This window comes from Mycolicibacterium mageritense (genome assembly GCF_010727475.1).
Classification (GTDB): Bacteria; Actinomycetota; Actinomycetes; order Mycobacteriales; family Mycobacteriaceae; genus Mycobacterium; species Mycobacterium mageritense.
In genome coordinates, this window is sequence record NZ_AP022567.1 from 6,199,521 (window position 1) to 6,221,496 (window position 21,976).

At 69.9% G+C, this 21,976-nt stretch carries 21 protein-coding genes; 14 read left to right on the forward strand and 7 right to left on the reverse strand.

Annotation, left to right across the window (positions count from 1 at the left end; genetic code table 11):
- The first annotated feature begins 55 nt into the window (after nt 1–55).
- Complete coding sequence (locus tag G6N67_RS29920) at nt 56–1,144, forward strand: catalase family peroxidase (protein ID WP_081812822.1); 1,089 nt, start codon at nt 56–58, stop codon at nt 1,142–1,144.
- Nucleotides 1,141–1,707, forward strand: coding sequence for a cytochrome b (locus G6N67_RS29925; protein ID WP_036441462.1), 567 nt, complete (start codon nt 1,141–1,143; stop codon nt 1,705–1,707). The genes G6N67_RS29920 and G6N67_RS29925 overlap by 4 nt, the downstream gene beginning before the upstream one ends.
- Here G6N67_RS29925 and G6N67_RS29930 read toward each other — a convergent pair.
- The gene (locus G6N67_RS29930; RefSeq protein ID WP_036441464.1) at nt 1,696–2,637 is read right to left on the reverse strand and encodes an alpha/beta hydrolase; all 942 of its coding nucleotides are present in this window, start codon (nt 2,635–2,637) and stop codon (nt 1,696–1,698) included. The genes G6N67_RS29925 and G6N67_RS29930 overlap by 12 nt on opposite strands.
- Between G6N67_RS29930 and G6N67_RS29935 the strand changes: the two genes are divergently transcribed.
- The 8 genes from G6N67_RS29935 to ribD are packed head-to-tail and all read left to right on the forward strand — an operon-like array spanning nt 2,606 to nt 11,794.
- Complete coding sequence (locus tag G6N67_RS29935; protein WP_081812851.1) at nt 2,606–3,358, forward strand: lysoplasmalogenase; 753 nt, start codon at nt 2,606–2,608, stop codon at nt 3,356–3,358. The two genes, G6N67_RS29930 and G6N67_RS29935, sit on opposite strands and share 32 nt — an antisense overlap.
- Nucleotides 3,355–5,355: a primosomal protein N' gene (locus G6N67_RS29940; protein ID WP_036441467.1), complete on the forward strand. Its 2,001-nt coding sequence runs from the start codon at nt 3,355–3,357 to the stop codon at nt 5,353–5,355. Before G6N67_RS29935 ends, G6N67_RS29940 begins: the two co-directional genes overlap by 4 nt.
- A gap of 46 nt (nt 5,356–5,401) precedes the next feature.
- On the forward strand, nt 5,402–7,210 hold the full coding sequence (locus G6N67_RS29945; RefSeq protein WP_163642338.1) for a DUF2207 domain-containing protein: 1,809 nt from the start codon (nt 5,402–5,404) through the stop codon (nt 7,208–7,210).
- Nucleotides 7,204–7,740 (forward strand): LemA family protein, encoded by a 537-nt coding sequence (locus tag G6N67_RS29950; protein WP_036441474.1) that lies wholly within the window; start codon nt 7,204–7,206, stop codon nt 7,738–7,740. Before G6N67_RS29945 ends, G6N67_RS29950 begins: the two co-directional genes overlap by 7 nt.
- A 31-nt stretch (nt 7,741–7,771) precedes the next feature.
- Nucleotides 7,772–8,701 (forward strand): methionyl-tRNA formyltransferase, encoded by a 930-nt coding sequence (fmt, locus tag G6N67_RS29955; protein ID WP_036441476.1) that lies wholly within the window; start codon nt 7,772–7,774, stop codon nt 8,699–8,701.
- Complete coding sequence (locus G6N67_RS29960) at nt 8,698–10,089, forward strand: RsmB/NOP family class I SAM-dependent RNA methyltransferase (protein ID WP_036441479.1); 1,392 nt, start codon at nt 8,698–8,700, stop codon at nt 10,087–10,089. Before fmt ends, G6N67_RS29960 begins: the two co-directional genes overlap by 4 nt.
- 5 nt (nt 10,090–10,094) lie before the next feature.
- A complete protein-coding gene (gene rpe / locus G6N67_RS29965; protein ID WP_036442234.1) occupies nt 10,095–10,772 on the forward strand; it encodes a ribulose-phosphate 3-epimerase in 678 nt (225 codons plus the stop codon).
- 20 nt (nt 10,773–10,792) lie between these two features.
- Entirely contained in the window at nt 10,793–11,794 is a 1,002-nt protein-coding gene (ribD, locus tag G6N67_RS29970) for a bifunctional diaminohydroxyphosphoribosylaminopyrimidine deaminase/5-amino-6-(5-phosphoribosylamino)uracil reductase RibD (RefSeq protein WP_051579286.1), read from the forward strand.
- Here ribD and G6N67_RS29975 read toward each other — a convergent pair.
- The 4 genes from G6N67_RS29975 to G6N67_RS29990 form a co-directional block, all read right to left on the reverse strand.
- A complete protein-coding gene (locus G6N67_RS29975) occupies nt 11,791–12,780 on the reverse strand; it encodes an ABC transporter ATP-binding protein (protein WP_036441486.1) in 990 nt (329 codons plus the stop codon). The genes ribD and G6N67_RS29975 overlap by 4 nt on opposite strands.
- Nucleotides 12,781–12,782: 2 nt before the next feature.
- Nucleotides 12,783–13,832, reverse strand: coding sequence for an ABC transporter permease (locus G6N67_RS29980; protein ID WP_036441489.1), 1,050 nt, complete (start codon nt 13,830–13,832; stop codon nt 12,783–12,785).
- A 386-nt stretch (nt 13,833–14,218) separates the two neighbouring features.
- A complete protein-coding gene (locus tag G6N67_RS29985; protein ID WP_051579253.1) occupies nt 14,219–15,808 on the reverse strand; it encodes an MFS transporter in 1,590 nt (529 codons plus the stop codon).
- The gene (locus tag G6N67_RS29990; RefSeq protein WP_036441492.1) at nt 15,808–16,518 is read right to left on the reverse strand and encodes an LppX_LprAFG lipoprotein; all 711 of its coding nucleotides are present in this window, start codon (nt 16,516–16,518) and stop codon (nt 15,808–15,810) included. Before G6N67_RS29990 ends, G6N67_RS29985 begins: the two co-directional genes overlap by 1 nt.
- Before the next feature lie 72 nt (nt 16,519–16,590).
- Between G6N67_RS29990 and G6N67_RS29995 the strand changes: the two genes are divergently transcribed.
- The 4 genes from G6N67_RS29995 to G6N67_RS30010 all read left to right on the forward strand — a co-directional run bounded on the left by G6N67_RS29995 (nt 16,591) and on the right by G6N67_RS30010 (nt 19,555).
- Nucleotides 16,591–17,190 (forward strand): riboflavin synthase, encoded by a 600-nt coding sequence (locus tag G6N67_RS29995; RefSeq protein WP_036441496.1) that lies wholly within the window; start codon nt 16,591–16,593, stop codon nt 17,188–17,190.
- A 93-nt stretch (nt 17,191–17,283) separates the two neighbouring features.
- Nucleotides 17,284–18,615, forward strand: coding sequence for a bifunctional 3,4-dihydroxy-2-butanone-4-phosphate synthase/GTP cyclohydrolase II (locus G6N67_RS30000; protein ID WP_036441498.1), 1,332 nt, complete (start codon nt 17,284–17,286; stop codon nt 18,613–18,615).
- Entirely contained in the window at nt 18,612–19,094 is a 483-nt protein-coding gene (gene ribH, locus G6N67_RS30005; RefSeq protein WP_036441501.1) for a 6,7-dimethyl-8-ribityllumazine synthase, read from the forward strand. Before G6N67_RS30000 ends, ribH begins: the two co-directional genes overlap by 4 nt.
- 8 nt (nt 19,095–19,102) lie before the next feature.
- On the forward strand, nt 19,103–19,555 hold the full coding sequence (locus tag G6N67_RS30010; RefSeq protein WP_036441505.1) for a PH domain-containing protein: 453 nt from the start codon (nt 19,103–19,105) through the stop codon (nt 19,553–19,555).
- Here G6N67_RS30010 and G6N67_RS30015 read toward each other — a convergent pair.
- Entirely contained in the window at nt 19,548–20,021 is a 474-nt protein-coding gene (locus G6N67_RS30015; RefSeq protein ID WP_036441507.1) for a GNAT family N-acetyltransferase, read from the reverse strand. The genes G6N67_RS30010 and G6N67_RS30015 overlap by 8 nt on opposite strands.
- Nucleotides 20,018–21,973, reverse strand: coding sequence for a gamma-glutamyltransferase (gene ggt / locus G6N67_RS30020; RefSeq protein ID WP_051579254.1), 1,956 nt, complete (start codon nt 21,971–21,973; stop codon nt 20,018–20,020). Before ggt ends, G6N67_RS30015 begins: the two co-directional genes overlap by 4 nt.
- Between the last annotated feature and the right edge of the window lie 3 nt (nt 21,974–21,976).

Sequence of the window (21,976 nt, forward strand, 5' to 3'; positions counted from 1 at the left end):
GCTACAGCTCGTTCCACACTGGGCAGAGTGCAGACGCGGAGAGGATGCGACCACGATGGGATCCGACGACGACGCACCCGCAGGCATCCGGGCGGCGCTGAGCCGCAGGGGAGCGCTGATCGGGCTCGCCGCGGTCGGCGGCGTCGCGGTTGCCGGCGTCGGCGGTCTGGCCGAGGCGGCGGCGTGGCTGCGGCCCGACGCGCTCACCCCGGACCGGTTCACCGACCGGTTCGAGCAGGTGGCCGGCCGCCACGACGGATTCCGCCGCAACCATGCCAAGGGCCTTGCCGCGACCGGAACATTCACCAGCACGGGTGCGGCCGCCGCGATCAGCAAGGCCGCGGTGTTCCGCGAGGGCACGGTGCCGGTCGTCGGCCGGTTCTCGCTGTCCGGTGGCCTGCCCGACCAACCCGACAAGCCCGACACCGTACGCGGGCTCGGGCTGATGTTCCTGCTGCCGGACGGTGAACAGTGGCGCACCGCGATGGTCAACATTCCGGTGTTCCCGGACCGCACACCGCAAGGCTTCTACGAGCGCCTGCTCGCGTCGCGCCCCCAACCCGACACCGGCAAGCCGGACCCGCAGGCCATGGCGGAGTTCCTGGCCCGGCACCCCGAGACGTCCGCCGCGATGAAGATCATCAAACAGAACCCACCGAGCCTGGGGTTCGCCGACAGCACGTTTCGCGGGCTCAACGCTTTTCGCGCCACCAACGACCAGGGCCACACCACCGCCATCCGCTGGGCGGCGGTTCCTGTGCAGGCCGCACGGCCGGTCTCGGGTACGGACCGCAACGCTCTGTTCGACGCGCTCATCGACACGGTGGCGCGCGGCCCCGTGAGCTGGAAACTCGTGATCACCGTCGCCGACCCGGCAGATCCCACGCACGACGCGACCATCGCCTGGCCACCCGATCGCCCCACGATCGAGGCGGGCACCGTCACGATCGAGGCAGTCCACACCGAAGCGCCGGGCAATGCCCGTGACATCAACTTCGACCCGCTGGTCCTGCCAGCCGGACTGGGGCCGTCGGACGATCCGCTGCCGCGGGCACGATCGGCGGTCTACGCGCGCTCGTTCAACCGCAGGGCCCGAGAACCCAAGTCGCCCAGCGCCGTCGTGGTCCCGGGCGGTGCGCAATGAAGGCAGCGTCCACGCGATTCACGGTGCTGTCGAGGCTGCTGCACTGGTCCTCGGCCGTCATGGTCATCGCCCAGTTCTTCATCGGCGTCACCATGATCGCCGCGCTGAGTTACTACCCGCTGCTGCTGGCGATCCACCGGCCGCTGGGCATCGCCATCCTGGTGTTCACGGCCGTGCGACTCGTCAACCGCCTCACCCACAAGCTGCCGCCGTTCCTGGCCACGATGGGTCCGGTCGAGCGCCGGGTGTCGAGCTACTCCGAGTACCTGCTGTACGCGCTGCTCCTGCTGCAGCCGCTGATCGGCTGGGCCATGCTGTCGGCCGCGCAGTCACCCGTCGTGCTGGTCGGGGCCATCCACCTCCCGGCGATCGCCCCGCACAACCTCACGCTCTACGCAGTGCTGCGCACGTGCCACAGTGTGGCCGCCTACCTGTTGTTCGCGGCCTTCACCGCCCACATCCTGGCGGTGCTGTTCCACACGCTCGTGCTGCGTGACGGCATCATCGACCGAATGGCGCTGTGGCCCAAACGAAGCCGGGCCGCCGAGCGCTCAGCTCCGTAGCGCGTCGCGCAGCGCCGCCAGGCCGCGGTCGAACGCCTCGGTCGCGGCGGGCACCACACCCGAGTACCCGAGGTAGCCGTGCACGAGCGTCTCGGCGTTGTGCAGTTCGACGGGGACACCAGCCGCGGTCAACAGCTCGGCGTACCGGGCGCCGTCGTCACGTAGCGGGTCATGGCCCGCGGTGGCGATGTACGCGGGCGGCAGGCCGGACAGATCCGTGGCACGCGCGGGCACCAGGGTGGCCGGGGGATCGGCGAGATCGACATGCCCCGCGTACCACTTCGAGAAGCCCTTGACCGCATCGAGGCCCAGGATCGGGGCTTCGGCGTTCTCCCGGAACGACGGCAGTGTGGTGTCCCACGTGGTGGCCGGGTACCAGAGCAGCTGAAACCGGATGTGCGGCCCGCCGGCGTCGCGCGCGAGCTGCGCCACGACCGCGGACAGATTGCCGCCGGCAGAGTCGCCCGCGACCGCCATCCGGTCGGCGTCGGCCCCGAGCTCGGCGGCGTGGCCGGCCACCCACTGCGTGGCCGCCCAGACGTCGTCGACGGCGGCCGGATACGGGTGCTCGGGCGCCAGCCGGTAGTCCACCGAGACCACGACGGCTCCCGCACCGACCGCGTGCCTGCGTGCCGTGCCGTCGTAGCTGTCCAGGTCGCCGACCGACCAGCCGCCGCCGTGGATGAACACCACGACGGGCAGGATCTCGCCGTCGGCGGCCGGGGGCCGATAGATCCGCACCGGGACCGGCCCGGCCGGTCCGTCGATCGTGCGGTTCTCGGCCACGACCTCGGGATGGATCTCGCGCCGCGGCAGTTCACTGAACTTCCGTCGAGCCTCGTCGACGCCGTCGGCGGTCGAGAGTTGGAAGGGAACGACCTGCAGTACCTTCTGCAGGATGGCATCGACAGCCGGTTTAGCAACAGACACCCCGTCACCGTACGCACACCGCGCGACGGTGCGGCTGTGGGTGGCCGCTGCGGTCGTCGCGGCCGGCTACGGGGTGTTCCTGATCGCCACCGCGACGCGGTTGCCCGCAGGCGCCGATCTGACGGGGCAATTCGCCCTGCAGCCCGCGGTCAAGGCGCTGGCCGCGGTGCTCCTGGCGGCGGCGGCCGTGCCGCACCCGATCGTGCGGGAACGGCGCTGGCTGGTCGGGGCCCTGGTGTGCTCGGCGGCCGGCGACTTCTTGCTGGCGATGCCGTGGTGGGAGCCGTCGTTCGTGCTGGGCCTGGCCGCGTTCCTGCTCGCCCACCTGTGCTTCCTGACGGCCCTGTGGCCGCTGGCCCGGCGGTCCGCACCGCGGCTGGTCGCGGTCGCGCTGACGGTCGTGGCGTGCGTGGCGCTCCTGACGTGGTTCTGGCCGCGACTCGTCGAGCAGGGGATGGTTGTGCCGGTGGTGGCCTACATCGCGGTGCTGGGGGCGATGGTGTGTACGGCCCTGCTGGCCCGGCTGCCGACGCCGTGGACCGCACTGGGCGCGGTGTGTTTCGCGGTGTCGGACGCCATGATCGGCATCAGCGAGTTCGTGCGCGGTGACCAGTTGCTTGCCGTCGAGATCTGGTGGGCGTACGCGACGTCGCTGCTGCTGATCACCGCGGGCCTGTTCTTCGGCCGCGCGTCGGGACCGTCTGCTACATCTGCCACGTGACCACCACTCGTCAGGCAGCCGAGCACGAGCCGATTGCGCGTGTGCTGCCGATGCTGTCGGTGCCGCATCTGGACCGCGAGTTCGACTATCTGGTGTCGGCCGAACAGTCCGACGATGCGCAGCCCGGGGTCCGGGTGCGGGTGCGTTTCCACGGTCGGCTCGTCGACGCCTATGTGCTGGAACGCCGTTCCGACACCGATCACGCCGGCAAGCTCGGCTGGCTCGATCGCGTGGTCTCGCCGCAACCCGTCCTCACGGCCGACGTGCGCAGGCTCGTGGATGCGGTGGCGGCGCGCTACGCGGGAACCCGCGCCGACGTGCTGCGCCTCGCGGTGCCGCCCCGGCACGCCACGGTCGAGAAGAAGCCGCCGGTTGAGCCGGAACCGTTGACCGCCGAGCCGATCGACACCTCCGGGTGGGCCCGCTACAACCGCGGCGAGCAGTTCGTGGCCGCCCTGGGCGAGCGCCGCGCGGCCCGCGCGGTGTGGCAGGCGCTGCCCGGCGAACACTGGGCGCAGCGCCTGGCCGAGGCCGCGGCCGTGACCGCGCATGCCGGTCAGGGCGTGCTCGCGGTCATGCCCGACCAACGTGACGTCGACGAGCTGTATCGGGCCGCGGTCGCCCACCTCCCGGCCGCGCGCGTGGTGGCGCTTTCGGCGGGACTGGGCCCCGCGGAACGGTACCGGCGCTGGCTCGCGGTGCTGCGTGGGCACGCCCGGGTCGTGATCGGTACGCGCAGTGCGGTATTCGCCCCGGTGTCCGATCTGGGCCTGCTGCTGGTGTGGGACGACGGCGACGACAACCTCGCCGAGCCCCGCGCACCCTATCCGCACGCCCGCGAGGTGGCGATGCTGCGGGCGCATCAATTGCGTTGCGCGGCAATGATCGGCGGCTACTCCCGCACGGCCGAGGCGCAGGCTCTGGTCCGGACCCGCTGGGCCCACGACCTGGTCGCCGCGCGGCCGACGGTGCGCGCGGCGGCACCACGCGTCGTCGCAGTGGAGGACAGCGGCTACGCGCAGGAGCGGGATCCGGCCGCGCACAGTGCCCGGCTGCCGTCGATGGCGTTGCACGCCGCGCGCTCGGCTCTGCAGGCCGAGCTCCCGGTGCTCATCCAGGTGCCCCGGCGGGGGTACGTACCCGCACTCGCCTGTGCGCGCTGCCGGGCCGTGACCCGGTGCAGGCACTGCACGGGTCCGCTGTCATTCCCGGACCGGGACTCCGCGGCACCCGAGTGCCGCTGGTGTGGGCGCGCCGAGCCGGCCCTGCGCTGTGCGCGCTGCGGATCGGACGCGGTCCGGGCCGTCGTGGTCGGCGCACGGCGCACGGCCGAGGAGTTGGGCCGGGCGTTTGCGGGCACCAGTGTGATCACCTCGGGCGGCGACGCCGTCGTCGATGCGGTGGATGGCGGCCCTGCCCTGGTCGTCGCAACGCCAGGTGCCGAACCGGCCGCCGAGGGCGGGTACGGCGCGGCGCTGCTGCTCGACTGCTGGGCGTTGTTGGGCCGCCAGGATCTGCGTGCCGCCGAGGACACCTTGCGACGCTGGATGGCCGCCGCGGCCCTGGTCCGCCCACGCAGTGCCGGCGGCGTGGTGGCCGTGGTGGCCGAATCGGTCATTCCCACAGTGCAGGCGCTGATCCGGTGGGATCCCGTCGGCCATGCCGACGCCGAACTCGACAGTCGCGGCGAGGTGGGCCTGCCACCCGCGGTGCACATGGCCGCGGTCGACGGCGCGCCCGGTGCCGTCGAGGCGCTGCTGGAAACGGCCCAATTACCGGAATCCGCCGAACAACTCGGACCGGTCGACCTGCCGCACGGGGCGCGCCGCCCGCCCGGCGTGGCGGCCGACGCCCCGGTGAACCGGATGCTGGTCCGGGTGCCGCGCGACGGCGGCCTCGCCCTCGCCGCTGCGTTGCGGCGGGCAACGGCCGTGTTGAGTGCCCGCCGCGACGAGGAGCCATCTCGAGTGCAGATCGACCCGTTGCACATAGGCTGAGCGGATCCCTCCGTCGGGGCAGAGCGGTGGCGAACTGGAGGCGGCGATGCTGCGAGTGCTCGTCTGGTCGTTCACCTTGGCGCTCATCCCGGTTGGGCTGCTGTGGCCCGTGGTGGCGACGGGCGGAACCGAGGCGGACGTAGTCGACGATCCGGTCGTGATCACCGAGTACCAGGCGGATTTCACGGTCGACTCGGCCGGGCAGCTCGCCGCCGTCGAGACCATCACGGCCGATTTCCCCAGCGGCCGCCACGGGTTGTTCCGCTACTGGGACGTGGCCAACCAGAACAATCCGCGGGTACGCCAGCAGCCTGAGATCGTGTCGATCGAACTCGACGGTGCACCCGCGCCATACCAGCTGCAGTGGGCCGGCGACAAGCGCTTCCGGGTCGCCAAGATCGGCGATCCGTACGAGACGCTGGACTACGGCAGCCACGTCTTCGAGATCCGTTACACGATCCCCGGCGTGCTGGATCCGGGCCGGATCGGCGCCGACAAGCAGTTCGCGGCGTCGACGGGCGAACCCGACTCCGTGTCCGCCTTCTACTGGAACGCCATTGCGCCGTCGTGGAACAACGCCATCGGCCGCGCGGACATCTCGATCACGCTGCCCGCCGCGGTCACCGGGGCCGAATGCAGCGTCGGGTTCGGCGTCGGCGAAGCGTGCGAGGATCTCACGGTCGCCGACAACACCGTCCGGCTCACCGCGACGGACCTGCCGCCGCGGACCCCGGTCAGCGTGCGCGCGGGCGTCGACATCGCGACGCCTGCGCAGGTCACCCTGCCGTGGCCATACACCTGGGACCGGATCCTCGGCCGATCGCTTGCCACCGTCATGTGGGTAGCGGGGTTGACCGTGCTCCTCGGGGCCATCGCATACCTGTGGTCGCGCAGCACGGTCGAACCGGCACCCGGTTTCCCGTTGCAGTACGCGCCGCCCGAGGGCCTCGGCCCGGTGCAGGCCGAGTACATCCGCACCGAGACGGTCCCCAAAAACGGGCTCACCGCGACGCTGTTCCATCTCGCCGAGCACAAACTCATCGAGCTCAAGCAGGTCAACGAGAAGCAGTGGAACGTCCGGGGTCTCGCCGCTCCCGGGGCGTGGGCCGACGTCGACCCGGTGGGTGTCGCGGTCGGATCTGCGCTGAAAGTCATGCAGCCCGGTGCGGTGTTCGAGGCCAAGCACACCGTGAAGTCGGGCCAGAGACTCAACAAGGCCAAGACCGATATGACTGCCGCCGTGCAGAAGTGGGCGTTCGACGGCGGCTTGCTGGTCAAACGCCGCAGAGAACTCTGGCTGAGGCCGGCCAACGCGTTCGCGTTCGTGGCCGCGATCAGTGCGTTCCTGTTGGTGTTCGGGATCTCGGCCACCATGTGGGGGCTGCCGTTCGCGGTCTACTTCGTGCTGTCGGCCGGCTCGTGGCGCGACGGCATCGGGACACGGCGTACCGCGGCCGGACGTGAATTATGGTCGCGCGTCGGCGGATTCCACCGGATTCTGGCCACCGACTCGGCCGAGACCAGGTTCGACTTCGCCGGGCGCAAAGACCTGTACACGGCCTACATCCCGTACGCGGTGGCGGCCGGCGCTGCCGCGGTGTGGGCCAAGAAATACCAGGACACAGTGGGTGCTGTTGCGCCCCAACCTGGTTGGTACGGCACATCGTCGGACGGCGGCTGGGGGCTGACCGGTGGGTCCGCAGGCGCGGACTTCGACAGTTTCGAATCGGCGCTGTCGTCGTCGATCAGCGCTTACACCGCATCGCAGTCGTCGTCTTCGTCCTCGTCGGGCGGCGGCTCCAGCGGTGGCGGCGGAGGCGGCGGCGGTGGCGGGGGAGGAGGCGGATCATGGTGAGACTGCTGTTGGTCGTGGTGCTGGTGCTGGCGGTGCTCGTGCTGATCGGGTTCGTGACGGGCTACAACAGGCTGCGGCGGGCCGATGTGGCGGTGTCGGAGGCGCTCAGCGGCGTCGACGTGGAACTCACGCGGCGGGCCGCACTGATCCCCGGACTGGTGCACACCGTGCAGTCGTTCGCGACGCACGAGAAGGCCATCCTGGACCGGGCCAGCGCGGCGCGGGCCGCCCTCGCCGCGGCGACGGGCGGACAATCGGTGGCCCGGCGCAGTGCGGCCGAGCACGATCTGGACACCGCCCTTGCCGGCGTGCTGGCCCTGGGATCGAGCTATCCGCAGCTCAGTTCCTCCAACAACTTCCTGAACCTGCAGGAGAACCTGGCCGAAACCGAGAACAAGCTGGCCTTCGCGCGGCAGTACTACAACGACGCCGTCGCGACCCTCAACCGTTTGGTGGGCACCATCCCGTGGATGTACGTCGCGGGATTGGCCGGGGTGTCCGAGCGCGAGTACTACCAGACGCCTCGCTGACCACGCGGTGGCACTTCCATAGACTGGCTCGGTGCGACTCGTCTTTGCCGGAACTCCGGAGCCCGCGCTCGCCTCGCTGCGCAGGCTCATCGAATCGCCGCGCCACGATGTGGTGGCGGTGCTGACCCGGCCCGACGCCGCCGCGGGGCGCCGCGGCAAACCCGCACCGTCACCGGTCGCCCAGCTGGCCCTCGACCAGGGCATCCCGGTGCTGCGCCCGGAGCGACCCAACAGCGACGAGTTCGTCGCCGAGCTCACCGAGCTGGCGCCCGAGTGCTGTGCCGTGGTCGCATACGGCGCGCTGCTCAGCGAGCGACTGCTGGCGGTGCCCCGACACGGCTGGGTCAACCTGCATTTCTCGCTGCTGCCGGCCTGGCGCGGTGCGGCGCCCGTGCAGGCCGCCATCGCGGCGGGCGACGAGGTCACGGGTGCGACCACGTTCCAGATCGAGCCCGCGCTGGATTCCGGCCCCGTGTACGGCGTGGTCACCGAAACCGTGCGGCCCTCCGACACCGCGGGTGATCTGCTTGAGCGGCTTGCGGTTTCGGGTGCCGCCCTGCTCGAGTCGACCATGGACGGCATCGCCGACGGGGCCCTGACCGCGGTGCCGCAACCTGCCGAAGGCATCACCGTCGCGCCCAAGATCACCGTGGAGTCCGCGCGGGTGCGATGGGAGCTGCCCGCGCATGTCGTCGACCGACGCATCCGAGCGGTCACACCCAACCCGGGCGCCTGGACCATGATCGGCGACCTGCGGGTCAAGGTCGGTCCCGTCACGGTCGACGACACGGCAGACCCGTTGCCGCCCGGCGTCATTCAGGCAGACCGCAAAGCCGTGCGGATCGGCACCGGCTCTCATCCGGTGCGGCTCGGCCTGGTGCAACCCCCGGGGAAGAAACCGATGAACGCCGCCGACTGGGCTCGCGGCGCCCGGCTCGACGAAGACGTGCGGGCCTCATGACCAGGCCGCCGCAGAACCGGAAACGTGCGCCCCGGCGCAAGCAGCTCGACCCGGCCCGCCGCGCGGCGTTCGACGTGCTGCGTGCGGTCTCCGAACGCGACTCGTATGCCAACCTGGCCCTGCCCGCGCTGCTGCGCGAACGCGGAATCGAGGGCAGGGACGCGGCTTTCGCGACCGAACTGACCTACGGAACGTGCCGCACCAGGGGCCTGCTGGACGCAGTCATCAGCAAGGCCGCGGGGCGTCCGACGGAACGCATCGACCCGGTGCTGCTCGACCTGCTGCGGTTGGGCGCATATCAGCTGCTGCGCACCAGGGTCGAGCCCCACGCCGCGGTGTCCACCACGGTCGAGCAGGCTGCCATCGAATTCGACTCCGCGCGTGCGGGTTTCGTCAACGGAGTGCTGCGGACCATCGCGGGCCGCGACGAGCAGTCGTGGATCGCCGAGCTGGCCCCGGCCCGTGACGCGGACCCGGTCGGCCACGCCGCGTTCAGCCACGCCCATCCCCGCTGGATCGCGCAGGCGTTCACCGATGCGCTGGGCGCCGACGCCGGACAACTCGAGCAGCTGCTGGCCAGCGACGACGAGCGGCCCGAGGTGCACCTGGCGGCCCGGCCCGCCGCGCTGACCGCCGAGGAACTGGCCGCGGCAACGGGCGGCACCGTGGGCCGCTACTCGCCCTACGCGGTGCACCTGCCCGGCGGCGACCCGGGCCAGATCGCCGCGGTGCGCGAAGGCCACGCCCAGGTGCAGGACGAGGGCAGTCAGCTGGTGGCGCGCGCGCTGACGCTGGCCGAGCTCGACGGACCCGACACCGGACGCTGGCTGGATCTGTGCGCGGGGCCCGGTGGCAAGACCGCGTTGCTGGCCTCGATCGGTGCCGCATCCGGTGCCCGCGTCGTCGCTGTCGAGCCGGGCGAGCGCCGCGCCGAACTGGTCGAGCAGAACACGCGGGGACTCGACGTCGAGGTCCACCGGGTCGACGGCCGCGAATCCGGCCTCGAGCCGGGCTTCGACCGGGTTCTGGTCGACGCGCCGTGTACGGGTCTCGGCGCGCTGCGCCGCCGCCCTGAGGCGCGGTGGCGGCGCCAGCCCGGAGACGTGCCCGCGCTGGTGAAGCTGCAGAAGGAGCTGCTGGCGGCCGCGATCAAGCTCACGCGCCCGGGCGGCGTCGTCCTCTATGCGACCTGCTCGCCGCACCTGGCCGAGACGGTCGGTGTGGTCGCCGATGCCATCCGCCGGCACCCGGTCACCGCGCTGGACACCCGGCCACTGTTCGCGCCCGCCGACGATATCGGCGCCGGGCCGCACGTTCAGCTGTGGCCGCACCGGCACGGCACGGATGCGATGTTCGCGGCGGCGCTGAAAGTCGGGAAAGTAGGGTGAGCGCCATGGCAGAACCCCTCATCGCGCCGTCCATCCTGTCCGCGGACTTCGCGCGCCTCGCCGACGAGATCGCCGCCGTGGCCGGATCGGACTGGTTGCACGTCGACGTGATGGACAACCACTTCGTGCCCAACCTCACGCTGGGCCTGCCGGTGGTGGAGTCGCTGCTCAAGGTCACCGACATCCCCATGGACTGCCACCTCATGATCGACGAGCCCGAGCGCTGGGCGCCCGGCTATGCCGAGGCCGGCGCCTACAACGTCACGTTCCACGCCGAGGCGACCGACAACCCGGTGGGTGTTGCCCGCGACATCCGTGCGGCGGGCGCCAAGGCCGGCCTTTCGGTCAAGCCCGGCACGCCACTCGAGCCGTACCTGGAGATCCTGCGCGAATTCGACACCCTGCTGGTGATGTCGGTCGAGCCGGGCTTCGGCGGCCAGAAGTTCATCCCCGAGGTGCTGGCCAAGGTGGGCACGGCCCGCCGGCTGGTCGATTCAGGCGAGCTGACGGTCGTCGTCGAGATCGACGGCGGCATCAACGCCGACACCATCGAAGCCGCCGCCGAGGCGGGCGTGGACTGCTTCGTGGCGGGCTCGGCCGTGTACAGCGCCGCCGACCCGGCCGCCGCCGTGAAGTCGCTGCGTCAGCAGGCTGCGACCGCGTCTCGGCACCTGTCGCTGTGACGGTTGCGCCCGAGGCCGCCATGCGGCTTGCGGTCGAGCAGGCCGATTCGGTCAAGGGTGCGACGTATCCCAACCCGCCGGTCGGCGCGGTCATCCTGGATCGCGACGGCCAGATCGCCGGTGTCGGGGCGACGCAGCCGGCCGGTGGCCCGCACGCCGAGGTGATGGCGCTGCGGCAGGCGGGGCCACGCGCGGCCGGCGGCACGGCCGTGGTCACCCTGGAACCGTGCAACCACCACGGGCGCACCCCGCCCTGTGTGGACGCCCTGCTCGACGCGGGTGTCGCTGCCGTGATCTATGCGGTCGCCGACCCCAATCCTGTTGCGGCGGGCGGTTCTTCACGCCTGGCGGAGGCGGGCGTGAAGGTGACCGCAGGCGTGTCGGCCGACGCGGTCACCCGAGGTCCGCTACGCGAGTGGCTGCACAAGCAACGCACTGGCCTGCCCCACGTCACGTGGAAGTATGCGACCAGCGTGGACGGCCGCAGCGCCGCCGCCGACGGCTCGAGCCAATGGATCACGAGCCCGGCCGCGCGCAGCGACGTGCACCGCATCCGGGCCGCAGCCGACGCGATCGTCGTCGGCACGGGGACGGTGTTCGCCGACGATCCCGCGCTCACCGCGCGGCTGGCGGACGGCACGCTGGCCGAGCGGCAACCGCTGCGCGTGGTGGTCGGGGAGCGCGACGTGTCGTCGGATGCCAAGGTGCTCAACGATGATTCGCGCACCATGATCATCCGCACGCACGATCCGCACGAGGTGCTCAGATCGCTGTCCGACCGCACCGACATCCTGCTGGAAGGTGGGCCGACCCTGGCCGGAGCCTTCCTGCGGGCCGGCGTGATCGACCGCATCGTCGCCTACGTGGCACCGATCCTGCTCGGTGGCCCCATCACCGCCGTCGACGACGTCGGTGTGCCCAACATCGCGCACGCGCAGCGCTGGCAGTTCGACGGTATCGACCCGATCGGACCCGACGTACGGCTGAGCCTCGTGCCCGCGGCACCCGGACGGGACGATTAGTCCGCCAGGCTGCGGTGTTCGATGAGGCCCCGCAGCCCGGTCGGGCCCAGCAGCTGCCGGAACGCCTGCACCGTATAGCCGATCACGGTGGCGTCGGTGTGCGCGCGGGCCGTGGCCGAGCGGGGCAGGCCGAACAACGGACCCATCTCCCCGAAATAGTCTCCGGCGGTCGAGATCCGCACGGTTTCCTCTCCACCGCTTGCCAATTCGCGGGAGATCGCGATCTCGCCGGCGGCCACCACGTAGATGAGATCACCCATGGAGCCCTGCGCGAACAACACGTCCCCGGCCCGCAACCGCACGGTTTCCGGGCCCTCGTGCGTCTCGGTCACATGCGGCACCAACTCGACCACCTGATCGGCGAGCGGCAGGATGCGGGTGTCGTGCGTCGCGACGACCACCACCCGGTCACCTTCGGCGAGTTCCCGGATGAGCCTCAGCACTTCCTCCACCTGGATGAAATCGAGATGCGCGGTCGGTTCGTCCGCGAGGATCAACGGCGGATCGAGGGCGATCGCCCGCGCCACCGCGACGCGCTGCTGTTGCCCGCCACTCAGATCGCCGGGCCGGTGACGCATCCGATGCTCCAGGCCCACTCGCGTCAAGAGTTGCTCGGCCCGCCTGCGGGCGTCCTGCCAGAACATGCCCGCCGCGTGCATCGGCACCATCACGTTCTCCAGCGCGGTGAGGCTGGGCACCAGATTGAACGCCTGGAACACGATGCCGACCGTGTCGCGGCGATAGGCCGACAGCTCGCGGCTGCCCAGCGCCGTGACGTCGATGTCGCCGAATTCGATGCGCCCGGCCGCAGGTTTCAGAATGCCGCCCAGACACGACAACAACGTGGTCTTGCCACATCCGCTGGGGCCCAACAGGATCGCCAACGAGCCCGCTTCGACGTCGAGATCGAGCCCGTCGATCGGCCGGACCGCGTATCCGCCGCTCGAATACTCGACGACGAGATCCTTGATCCGCAGATCGGCCATCGTCACGGCCCCCCGAACGCGACAGCGGGATCGACGCTCACGGCCCGGCGCAGGCCGGCGATGCTGGCCAGCAGGCCGATCAGCACGGCGACCAGGGGCAGCGCCGTGAACGCGACGGTCGGCACATCGCAGCGCATCGGAAACAACGGCCCGAGCAGAACCGACAGCACGCTGCCCAGCAGTGCCGCGAGCACCGCGACGAGAACGGCCTGCATCGCGAGGCCGGCCAGGATCGAGCGGGTGGCCACCCCGACGGCCTTGAACACCGCGAAGTCGCGCGTGCGTTCCAGCGCGGACAGGTAGACCACCGACCCGACGATCATCGCGGCCACCGCCCACAGCAACCCCGCCATGAGCGTCATCGCCTGGTTCGCGCCGCGCAACGGCCGCACCATGTCGTCGACCGCGCCGTTGCGGTCCACCACGCGGTAGCCGTCGGGTACCTGGGTTGGGTTGCCGCGCAGCCCGATCGAGGAGATCAGCGGCTGGCCGGAGAACAGCAGTTGCTGCGCGCCCGGCACCGTGAGATACACGTTGGCCTGGCCGGCGAGTGCGGTGGAATCGTCGACCAGGCCGACGATGTGGAGCCGGCTCGCGCCGATGTCGAGGTCGGAGCCGACGTTGCGCCCCATGGTCGTCGACACCGCGACGTCGTGGGGTGTCGCGGGGGACTGGCCACTGATCATCGCGGGCATCCCCGGGCCGTGCTCGGGCACGCCGAACACGTTGACGTTGCGTGGTGAGGATCCGTCCGGGATCGTCGAACTTCCGTATACCAGTGGCACTGCGGCGGTCACGCCGGGAAGGCGCTGGGCCCGTTGGACTTCCGGCATCGGCAGCGGTGCCGACCCCAGGAACGGGCCGGCCGCTCCGGCCTTGATCAGAAACGCGTCGAGGCCCAGTGCGTCGACGCTGCGCTGCGCCTCGACCCGAAAGCCGTTCGCCAGCCCGGTCAAAACCAGGGTCATCGCGAACACCAGGCCCGTGCCGACCACCGCGATGGCGAACCGGCGGCGCCGCCACTGCAGGTCGCGCAACGCCGCCATCAGCATGTCGACGCCTCCGCCATGGGCAGGAGATTACCGATCTGTCCCGCGGCAGGAGGTGAATCGCCCAGCCCGAATGAGGCCGCCGTCACGATCTTGAAACCGCATCGCGGGGCGGTGCCCCGGTACTCTGGTACCAGAAAGCGGAGTCGCCGAGGACTCGGACAGCAAACGCGCTGATCACCGAAGCACCTGGTGTCTGTGCGCGCGAGCAAAGGACAATACCGTGACCACCCTGCAGGATTGGCTCAGCATCTCCCCGGTATCGACGCGAACAGTCAAAACCCTGGTGTGTGCTCCGTTGCGCATCGTCCGGCCGGCCAGACGCCCGGCGCCCCCGCAGGGGCCGCCGTGCATCCGGCCGGGTGTCGAACGGTGCTGACGCCCAGCGGTTAAGGCAGGCGGTGCCGGCCAGGCTCGACGACGAATGCCCCCGGTGTGTGGTCGTCGTCGTCCGGTAGTTCCTCAGCGTGTTCGTGGCGCCCGCTGATCAGCAGTCCGAGCAGTGCGCCCACGACGCAGACGACTGCCGCGCTGAGGAAGATGTCGCCGTACATCATCACGTAGGCCTCGCGATAGCGGGCCGCCTGAGCGGCCAAGCGCTCGACCAGTGACATGTTGGCGTTGGCATGCGCGACGGCGAGCGTGGCCAGATGTTGATTGAACCGGTAGAAGCCCCACGCGCCCAAGGCTGCGATGCCGATCAGCATGCCGATCATGCGCGACACCACGACCGCGGCCGACGCGATGCCGTGTTCGGCCGACGGAACCGCCCGCAGCGCCGCCGACGTCAGCGGGCCGATCACGAGGCCAAGGCCGAGACCGACGATGGCCAGATCGGTGTCGAGCACGGGGAGCGTGAACAGGCCGAGGTTGTGCCGGTCGGCCAAGACGTTCACCGACCACTGCGAGACCAGGACGAAACCGCCCGCCGCGATCAGCAGGCCGCCGAACACCACGAGCCGGTCGCCGAGCTTGGTGGCCACCCAGCCGCCGATGAGGGCGCCGATCGGCAGTGCGATCAGGAACCGCAACAGTAGGAATGCCGAGTGGTTCTGGTCCTGGCCCAGCACGCCCTGCCCGAACAGTTCGACGTTGACCAGCGTGACCATCAACGCCGCGCCGGCGCACAGGGACGCGGCGAGGGCGGCCAGGAACGGGCGGAACCGGACACCTGCGGGATCGATCAGCCGGGTCTTGGCGACCTTCTCCCACGCGAAGAACGCCACGGTCGCCACGGCAGCGCCGATGAGCACCGGAACACCCCAGGATGGCAGCACCTGCTTGCCGTCGGGTTCCGGGTTGTAGAGCCCGACGACCGTGAGGCCCAGCGCGATCGCGAGCAGCACGCCGCCGATGACGTCGACCTTCTCGGGCGGCTGGTCCTTGTTCTTCGGCGGCAGGCTGAAGTGGATCATCACCATCGCGATCACGGCCAACGGCACGTTGACCCAGAAGACCGCCTGCCAGTGGTTGAACAGCCAGACCAGGGCGATGCCGTACATCGGGCCGAGCACCGCGCCCAATTCCTGGGCGGCGCCGACCCCGCCGAGCACTCCGGCGCGGTTACGGGCCGACCACAGATCGGCTGCCAGCGCCAGCGTCACGGGCAGCAGGGCACCACTGGCCGAGCCCTGGATGAGCCGGCCGATGACCAGCACGGTCAGGTCGGTGGACAACGCCGTGACGATCGAGCCGACGGCGAAACCGGCCAGCCCGACCTGGATCAGCATCTTGCGGCCGAACCGGTCCGACGCGCGCCCCAACAGCGGCATCGCGGCGATGTAGCCCAGCAGATAGCCCGTGATGATCGGGGTGACGCGCTGGATCTGATTGACCGCGATCCCGACGTCTCGCATGATGTCGACGATGATCGTGATCACGACATAGGTGTCGAGCGCGCCGAGCAGCACGGCGAGGCTGCCCGCGCTGATCGCGATCGTGCGGTTTCCGCGGGATGTCACTGCGGATGTGGTGCTCATCAGGCCGCGGGCTTGGCGACGGTGACCTGCTTGCCCCAATCCGAGAGCGTCATCGTGATGCTGTTGCCCTCACTGGGGGTGATCTGCGCCTGCACCAGGGCGTTGTCGCCGTCTTCCTTGATCCATGCGGCCGCGGGCATCGCCTCGGCGGCGTTGAGCTGCGGCGCGATCTTGTTGACCGCGTCGGCGCTGACCTTGCCGGTGACCTTCACGGCCTCGGCTCCGCCGACGTCCTCGCGGCCCTCGGCCTTGGCGTCGGTGAAGTTGTCGAGCAGGTTGGCCAGGCCGGTGTCGGGGTTCAGGATGGCCGAGATGTCGTAGATGTTCTTGGCGTTGCCGTAGTTCGACAGCGGATCGCCCGGCGTGAGCGCCGCCCACAGATCGCCGTCGGCAACCACGAACTTCACGTCGGAGGCCTGGGTGCCGAGGAACGTGATGTCGGCGGTGCCCTGGGCGGCGACCGCGGGCGCGTTGGTCAGGTCACCGTCGAGCTTCGAGACGGGCAGGCCCGCGATCTTGCCCTGCACCGTGAGCAGCAGGTGAACGCTCTGCTGAGTTTTCGTGGTGGCACTGGAATTCTTGAGCAGTGTCGCGCCGTCGGGCAGGGGTGCGCTGTTCTTCTCGGCCGACGAACATCCGGCGATCAGCGTGACGGCTGCGAAAATAATTGCGAGCAAGGACTGTACTGCGAAGCGTGGGCGCGTCTGCATGATTGCATCGTAGAGGCTCGCCTAAGCCGACAGTTTTCTGTGAGTGGCGGGTGACTGAATAGTCTGGTTGCCGTGTTCACCGGAATCGTTGAAGAGCTGGGTGTACTGGTCGACAAAGAAGAGCTGACCGACGCCGCAAGATTGACCATCCGCGGGCCCGTCGTCACTGCCGATGCCGGGCACGGCGATTCGATCGCGGTGAACGGCGTGTGTCTCACGGTCGTCGACGTGCTGCCCGACGGTGCGTTCACGGCCGATGTGATGGGTGAGACGCTCAACCGCTCCAGCCTGGGCGGCGTCGGTGTCGGCAGCCAGGTCAATCTGGAACGCGCCGCGGCGGTCAACAGCCGGCTGGGCGGCCACATCGTCCAGGGCCATGTCGACGGAACCGGTCACGTGATTTCGCGCACGCCGTCCGAGCACTGGGAAGTGGTGCGCATCGGCCTGCCCTCAGCGTTGGCCCGGTACGTCGTGGAGAAGGGCTCGATCACGGTCGACGGCGTGTCGCTGACCGTGTCGGCGGTCGGTGACGACTGGTTCGAGGTGTCGCTGATCCCCACCACGCGTGAGCTCACCACACTGGGCCGGGCCGCGGTGGGAACGACGGTCAATCTCGAGGTGGACATCATCGCGAAATATGTCGAGCGCCTGATGGGCAGTCCCGGTCAGTAAAGGCAGGCAATAACCACCGGGTTTCGGTGGTTCATACTGGAGTCGACTACGTGGTTCCACAGGTGGAACCTGGGGACAGGCAAGGTGGCAACTATGACCAGGCTCGATTCCGTCGAGAGGGCGATAGCCGACATCGCGGCGGGCAAGGCTGTTGTCGTCATTGACGACGAGGACCGCGAAAACGAGGGCGATCTCATCTTCGCGGCCGAAAAGGCCACACCCGAGCTGGTCGCGTTCATGGTGCGTTACACGTCGGGGTATCTGTGCGTGCCGCTCGACGGCGAGATCTGCGACCGGCTGGGCCTGTTGCCGATGTACGCGGTCAACCAGGACAAGCACGGTACCGCATACACCGTCACCGTCGACGCGAAAAAGGATGTGGGAACGGGCATCTCGGCATCCGATCGCGCGACCACCATGCGCGCCCTCGCCGATCCCGGTTCGATCGCCGACGACTTCACCAAGCCCGGTCACGTTGTTCCCCTGCGCGCCAAGGACGGTGGGGTGCTGCGCAGGCCCGGGCACACCGAGGCCGCGGTGGACCTGGCTCGGCTCGCCGGGTTGCAGCCCGCGGGCGCGATCTGCGAGATCGTCAGCCAGAAGGACGAAGGCGCCATGGCGCAGACCGATGAGCTGCGGGTCTTCGCCGACGACCATGACCTCGCGCTCATCTCGATCGCTGACCTGATCGAGTGGCGCCGCAAGCACGAGAAGCACATCGAACGCATCGCCGAGGCGCGGATCCCGACGCGGCACGGCGAATTCCGCGCGGTCGGCTACAAGAGCATCTACGAGGACGTCGAGCACGTCGCACTGGTGCGCGGCGAGATCGCCGGACCGCACAGCGACGGCGACGATGTCCTGGTGCGCGTGCACTCCGAGTGCCTCACGGGCGACGTGTTCGGATCCCGGCGGTGCGACTGCGGTCCGCAACTCGATGCCGCAATGGCCATGGTGGCCAAGGAAGGCCGTGGCGTGGTGCTCTACATGCGCGGGCACGAGGGCCGCGGTATCGGCCTGATGCACAAACTGCAGGCCTATCAGTTGCAGGATGCCGGCGAGGACACCGTCGACGCCAATCTCAAACTCGGCCTGCCCGCCGATGCGCGGGATTACGGCATCGGCGCCCAGATCCTGGTGGATCTCGGCATCCGGTCCATGCGCCTGCTCACCAACAATCCCGCCAAGCGCGTGGGTCTGGACGGTTACGGCCTGCACATCATCGAGCGGGTTCCGTTGCCCGTGCGCGCCAACGCCGAGAACATCCGCTACCTGATGACCAAGCGCGACCGCATGGGCCACGATCTGGCCGGGCTCGACGACTACGACGAAGCGGTGAACATGGACGATTACGACGAGGCCGCGTATCTGCTCGGCGATCGCAGGCCCGCGAGTGCGACCGATGCGGGAGAGGCGCACCAATGAGTGGAGGCGCAGGCGTTCCTGATCTGCCCCAACTCGACGCATCGGATCTCACACTCGGCATCGTCTGCAGCACCTGGCACAGCACGGTGTGTGACGCGCTGCTGGCGGGGGCACGCAAGGTGGCCGCTGACGCGGGCATCGCCGAGCCCACGGTGGTGCGCGTGCTCGGTGCGATCGAAATCCCGGTCGTGGCGCAGGCTTTGGCAGAGACCCATGATGCCGTGGTGGCGCTCGGCGTGGTGATCCGCGGCGAGACACCGCATTTCGACTATGTGTGTGACGCCGTCACGCAAGGGCTCACACGGGTGTCACTGGACGCGTCCACTCCGGTGGCCAACGGTGTGCTGACCACCAACACCGAGCAGCAAGCGCTGGCCCGGGCCGGGCTGCCCACCTCGAGCGAGGACAAGGGTGCGCAGGCCGCCGCGGCGGCGTTGTCCACGGCCCTGACGTTGCGCGACCTGCGCAGCCGGGTGTGACCGCGCGTATGGCCGAAAGAGCTTGGGACATCGAGATCCGGCCTTACCGCACCCCGATCTTCGCGTATGGCGCGGCGGCGATCATCGTGGCGCTGCACGTCACGGTCGGCGCGTTGTTGAAGATCAAGTCCACGGGCGTGGTGTTCCAGACGGCCGATCAGGTGGCCATCGCGCTGCTGGGGGTGATCATCGCGGGTGCGGTGCTGATGTTCGCCAGGCCGCGATTGCGGATCGGCGCCGCAGGCGTGTCGGTGCGAAATCTGTTCGGATACCGGCTGATTCCGTGGAGCGACGTCGTGGGGCTCTCGTTCCCGCGCGGTGCCCGCTGGGCCCGCGTCGACCTGCCCGACGACGAGTACATCCCGGTGATGGCGATTCAGGCGATCGACAAGGAGCGGGCCGTCGACGCGATGGACCGTGCGCGTCAGCTGCTCGACCGCTACCGTCGGGGCCTCAGCTGACAGTCAGCACCATCGCCAATTCCGGTTGGGATCCGGGTGTTTCGACGCCCGACACCGTGAACCCCATACTCTCGTAGACGCCGCGGGCCACGGTGTTGCCGGTGGCGACCCGGAGCCGCACGGTGTGGGCACTGCGCCGCCGGGCCCACTCGACGGCGGCGTCGATCAGCAGTCGGGCCAGCCCGAATCCGCGCGCGGCGGGGTCGAGCCACAGTGAGTAGAGGTAGACCGTGTCGCGGCTTTCCGGTTGGGCGGCGATCAGCCCGACCGGCCGCTCCCGCAGGAATGCCGCGAACTGGGCGTGCTCGCGCAGTCGGCGCCGCCACTGCGCGGCCGTGAACGCCGATTCCTGACGGTATTGCGGATCGCGGGGGCCCAGCGAATCGGCAAGGGCACGCAGTCGAATCGCGCAGAACAGTCGCCAGTCGGCCTCGGTGAGCCGTCTCACCTGTGCGGTGTCGGTCAAGCGGGGTCGCCCATCACCAATCCCTCGCGGCGCGGGTCGGCGCCCCCGGACCAGCCCTCGGGTGGGGTGCGCACAATCGCTGAAAGGCCGCTGGACTGGTCGGAGAGGTTGACGCGGTGACCGAGCTTCCGGAGGCCCTGGACGAGCGGATCGTGCGCGCCGTCGTCGGACGTGTCGATGACGGGATGCTCGCCGCCGACGTTGGTGTCGGGCGTGTTGGCCGCGCCGAAATCGACCATGGAGACGGCCTGCTGCGGATCCAGCCCCCAATCCACTATGCCGACAATCGTTTTGACCACGAACTGAATGATGACAGATCCGCCGGGGGAGCCGAGCACCGCGAATAGCGGGCCCCTTGCGCCGGGGGGCGCGCCTGCCGGCGCGTCGAAGAGGAGGGTGGGTGCCATGGTGCTGCGCGGCCGCTTGCCCGGTTCGACCCGGTTGGCCACGGGCGTGCCCTGCGGGCTGACCGGCTCCGCGGCGAAGTCGGTGAGCTGGTTGTTCAGCACAAAGCCGTCGACCATGTGGAACGAGCCGAAGGCTGACTCGACCGTGGTGGTCAGGGCGGCCGCGTTGCCGTAGCTGTCGACGATGCTGATGTGGCTGGTGCCGTGCTCCGGTAGATCAGGCGCGGTGACCGGTGGCCCGAACGCGCCGGGCTGCGCGGTGCCCATGGTGTGCTGTTCGGAGATCAACGCGGCGCGACCGGTCAGGTAGGCGCTGCCGAGCAGGGTATCGGGCGAGCCGCCGGGCAGCGGGACGAAGTCGGTGTCGGCGACATACCGGTCGCGGTCGGCGTAGGCGAGCCGTTCGGCCTCGGCGACGAGATGGACGCCCATGACGTCGGGCCGCCCGCCGTTGCGGTCGAGGTCGTCCGGTCGATGGTCGCTCATGACGAAATGCTCGAGCACGCCCAGCGTCGCGGCGACCGCGATGCCGCCGGAGGATGGTGGCGGCATGCCACAGACTTCCCGGCCGCGGTACGTGGTGCACAGTGGTTCGCGTTGCTTGACGGTGTATCCGGCGAGATCCTGTTCGGTCATCAGGCTCGGCGTACGGTCACCGGTGGTGTCGGCCGCCGCAGCCACGATCGCCTTGGCGATGTCACCGCTGTAGAACGCCTGGGCCCCGTCGGATGCGATGGCGCTCAACGTCTTCGAATAAGCCGGGTTGGTCACGCGGGTGCCCACCGCTTTGGGGCTGCCGTCCGGGTTCAGGAAGTAGGCCGCCGCGGCCGGGTCGACCTTGAGCTGCGGCGCGGCGTCGGCGATGGCCGAAGCCAGCCGCGGGCTGATGTCGAAGCCCCGGTCGGCCATCGAGACAGCCGGACCGAACAGCTCGTTCCAGGTTTTCTTGCCGAACTGCCGGTGCACGTCGTCGAGCAGTCGGACGATGCCGGGCACCCCGATCGAGCGGCCCGAAGCCCTGGCATCGGGCTTGGGCTTGTTGTGGTCGGTGTCGGAGATCCAGCGCAGGTAGTTCTCGGTGGCCGCGGCCGGGGCGGTCTCGCGACCGTCGTAGGCGCGCACGGCGCCGGCGGCCGCGTCGTAATACAGCAGGAAGCCGCCCCCGCCGATGCCCGAGGCTTGCGGCTCGACCAGTCCCAGCACGGCCTGCGCGGTCACCAGGGCGTCGGCGGCCGTGCCGCCGTCCCGCAGCACCCGGCACGCCGCTTCGGTGGCCAGTGGGTTGGCGGTGGCCACCGCGTACTTTCCGGTGTGCACCGCGGTCATGTCGCTGCGGTAGCCCGTCGCGACCTCGGGGTGGATCGACAGATCGCGGGTCGTCGTCGGTGCCGCCGCGGCGGGCGGTGCGGACGTCTTGGGTGACGGGGTGCCGTTGGACGCGATCTCGCACGCGCCCGGCGCCGTGGTGGCGCGCCGCTGTCCGTCGTCGCCGCATCCGGCAAGGATCAGCGCGACGCCACTGAGCAGGGCGATGACCGATCGCATGGA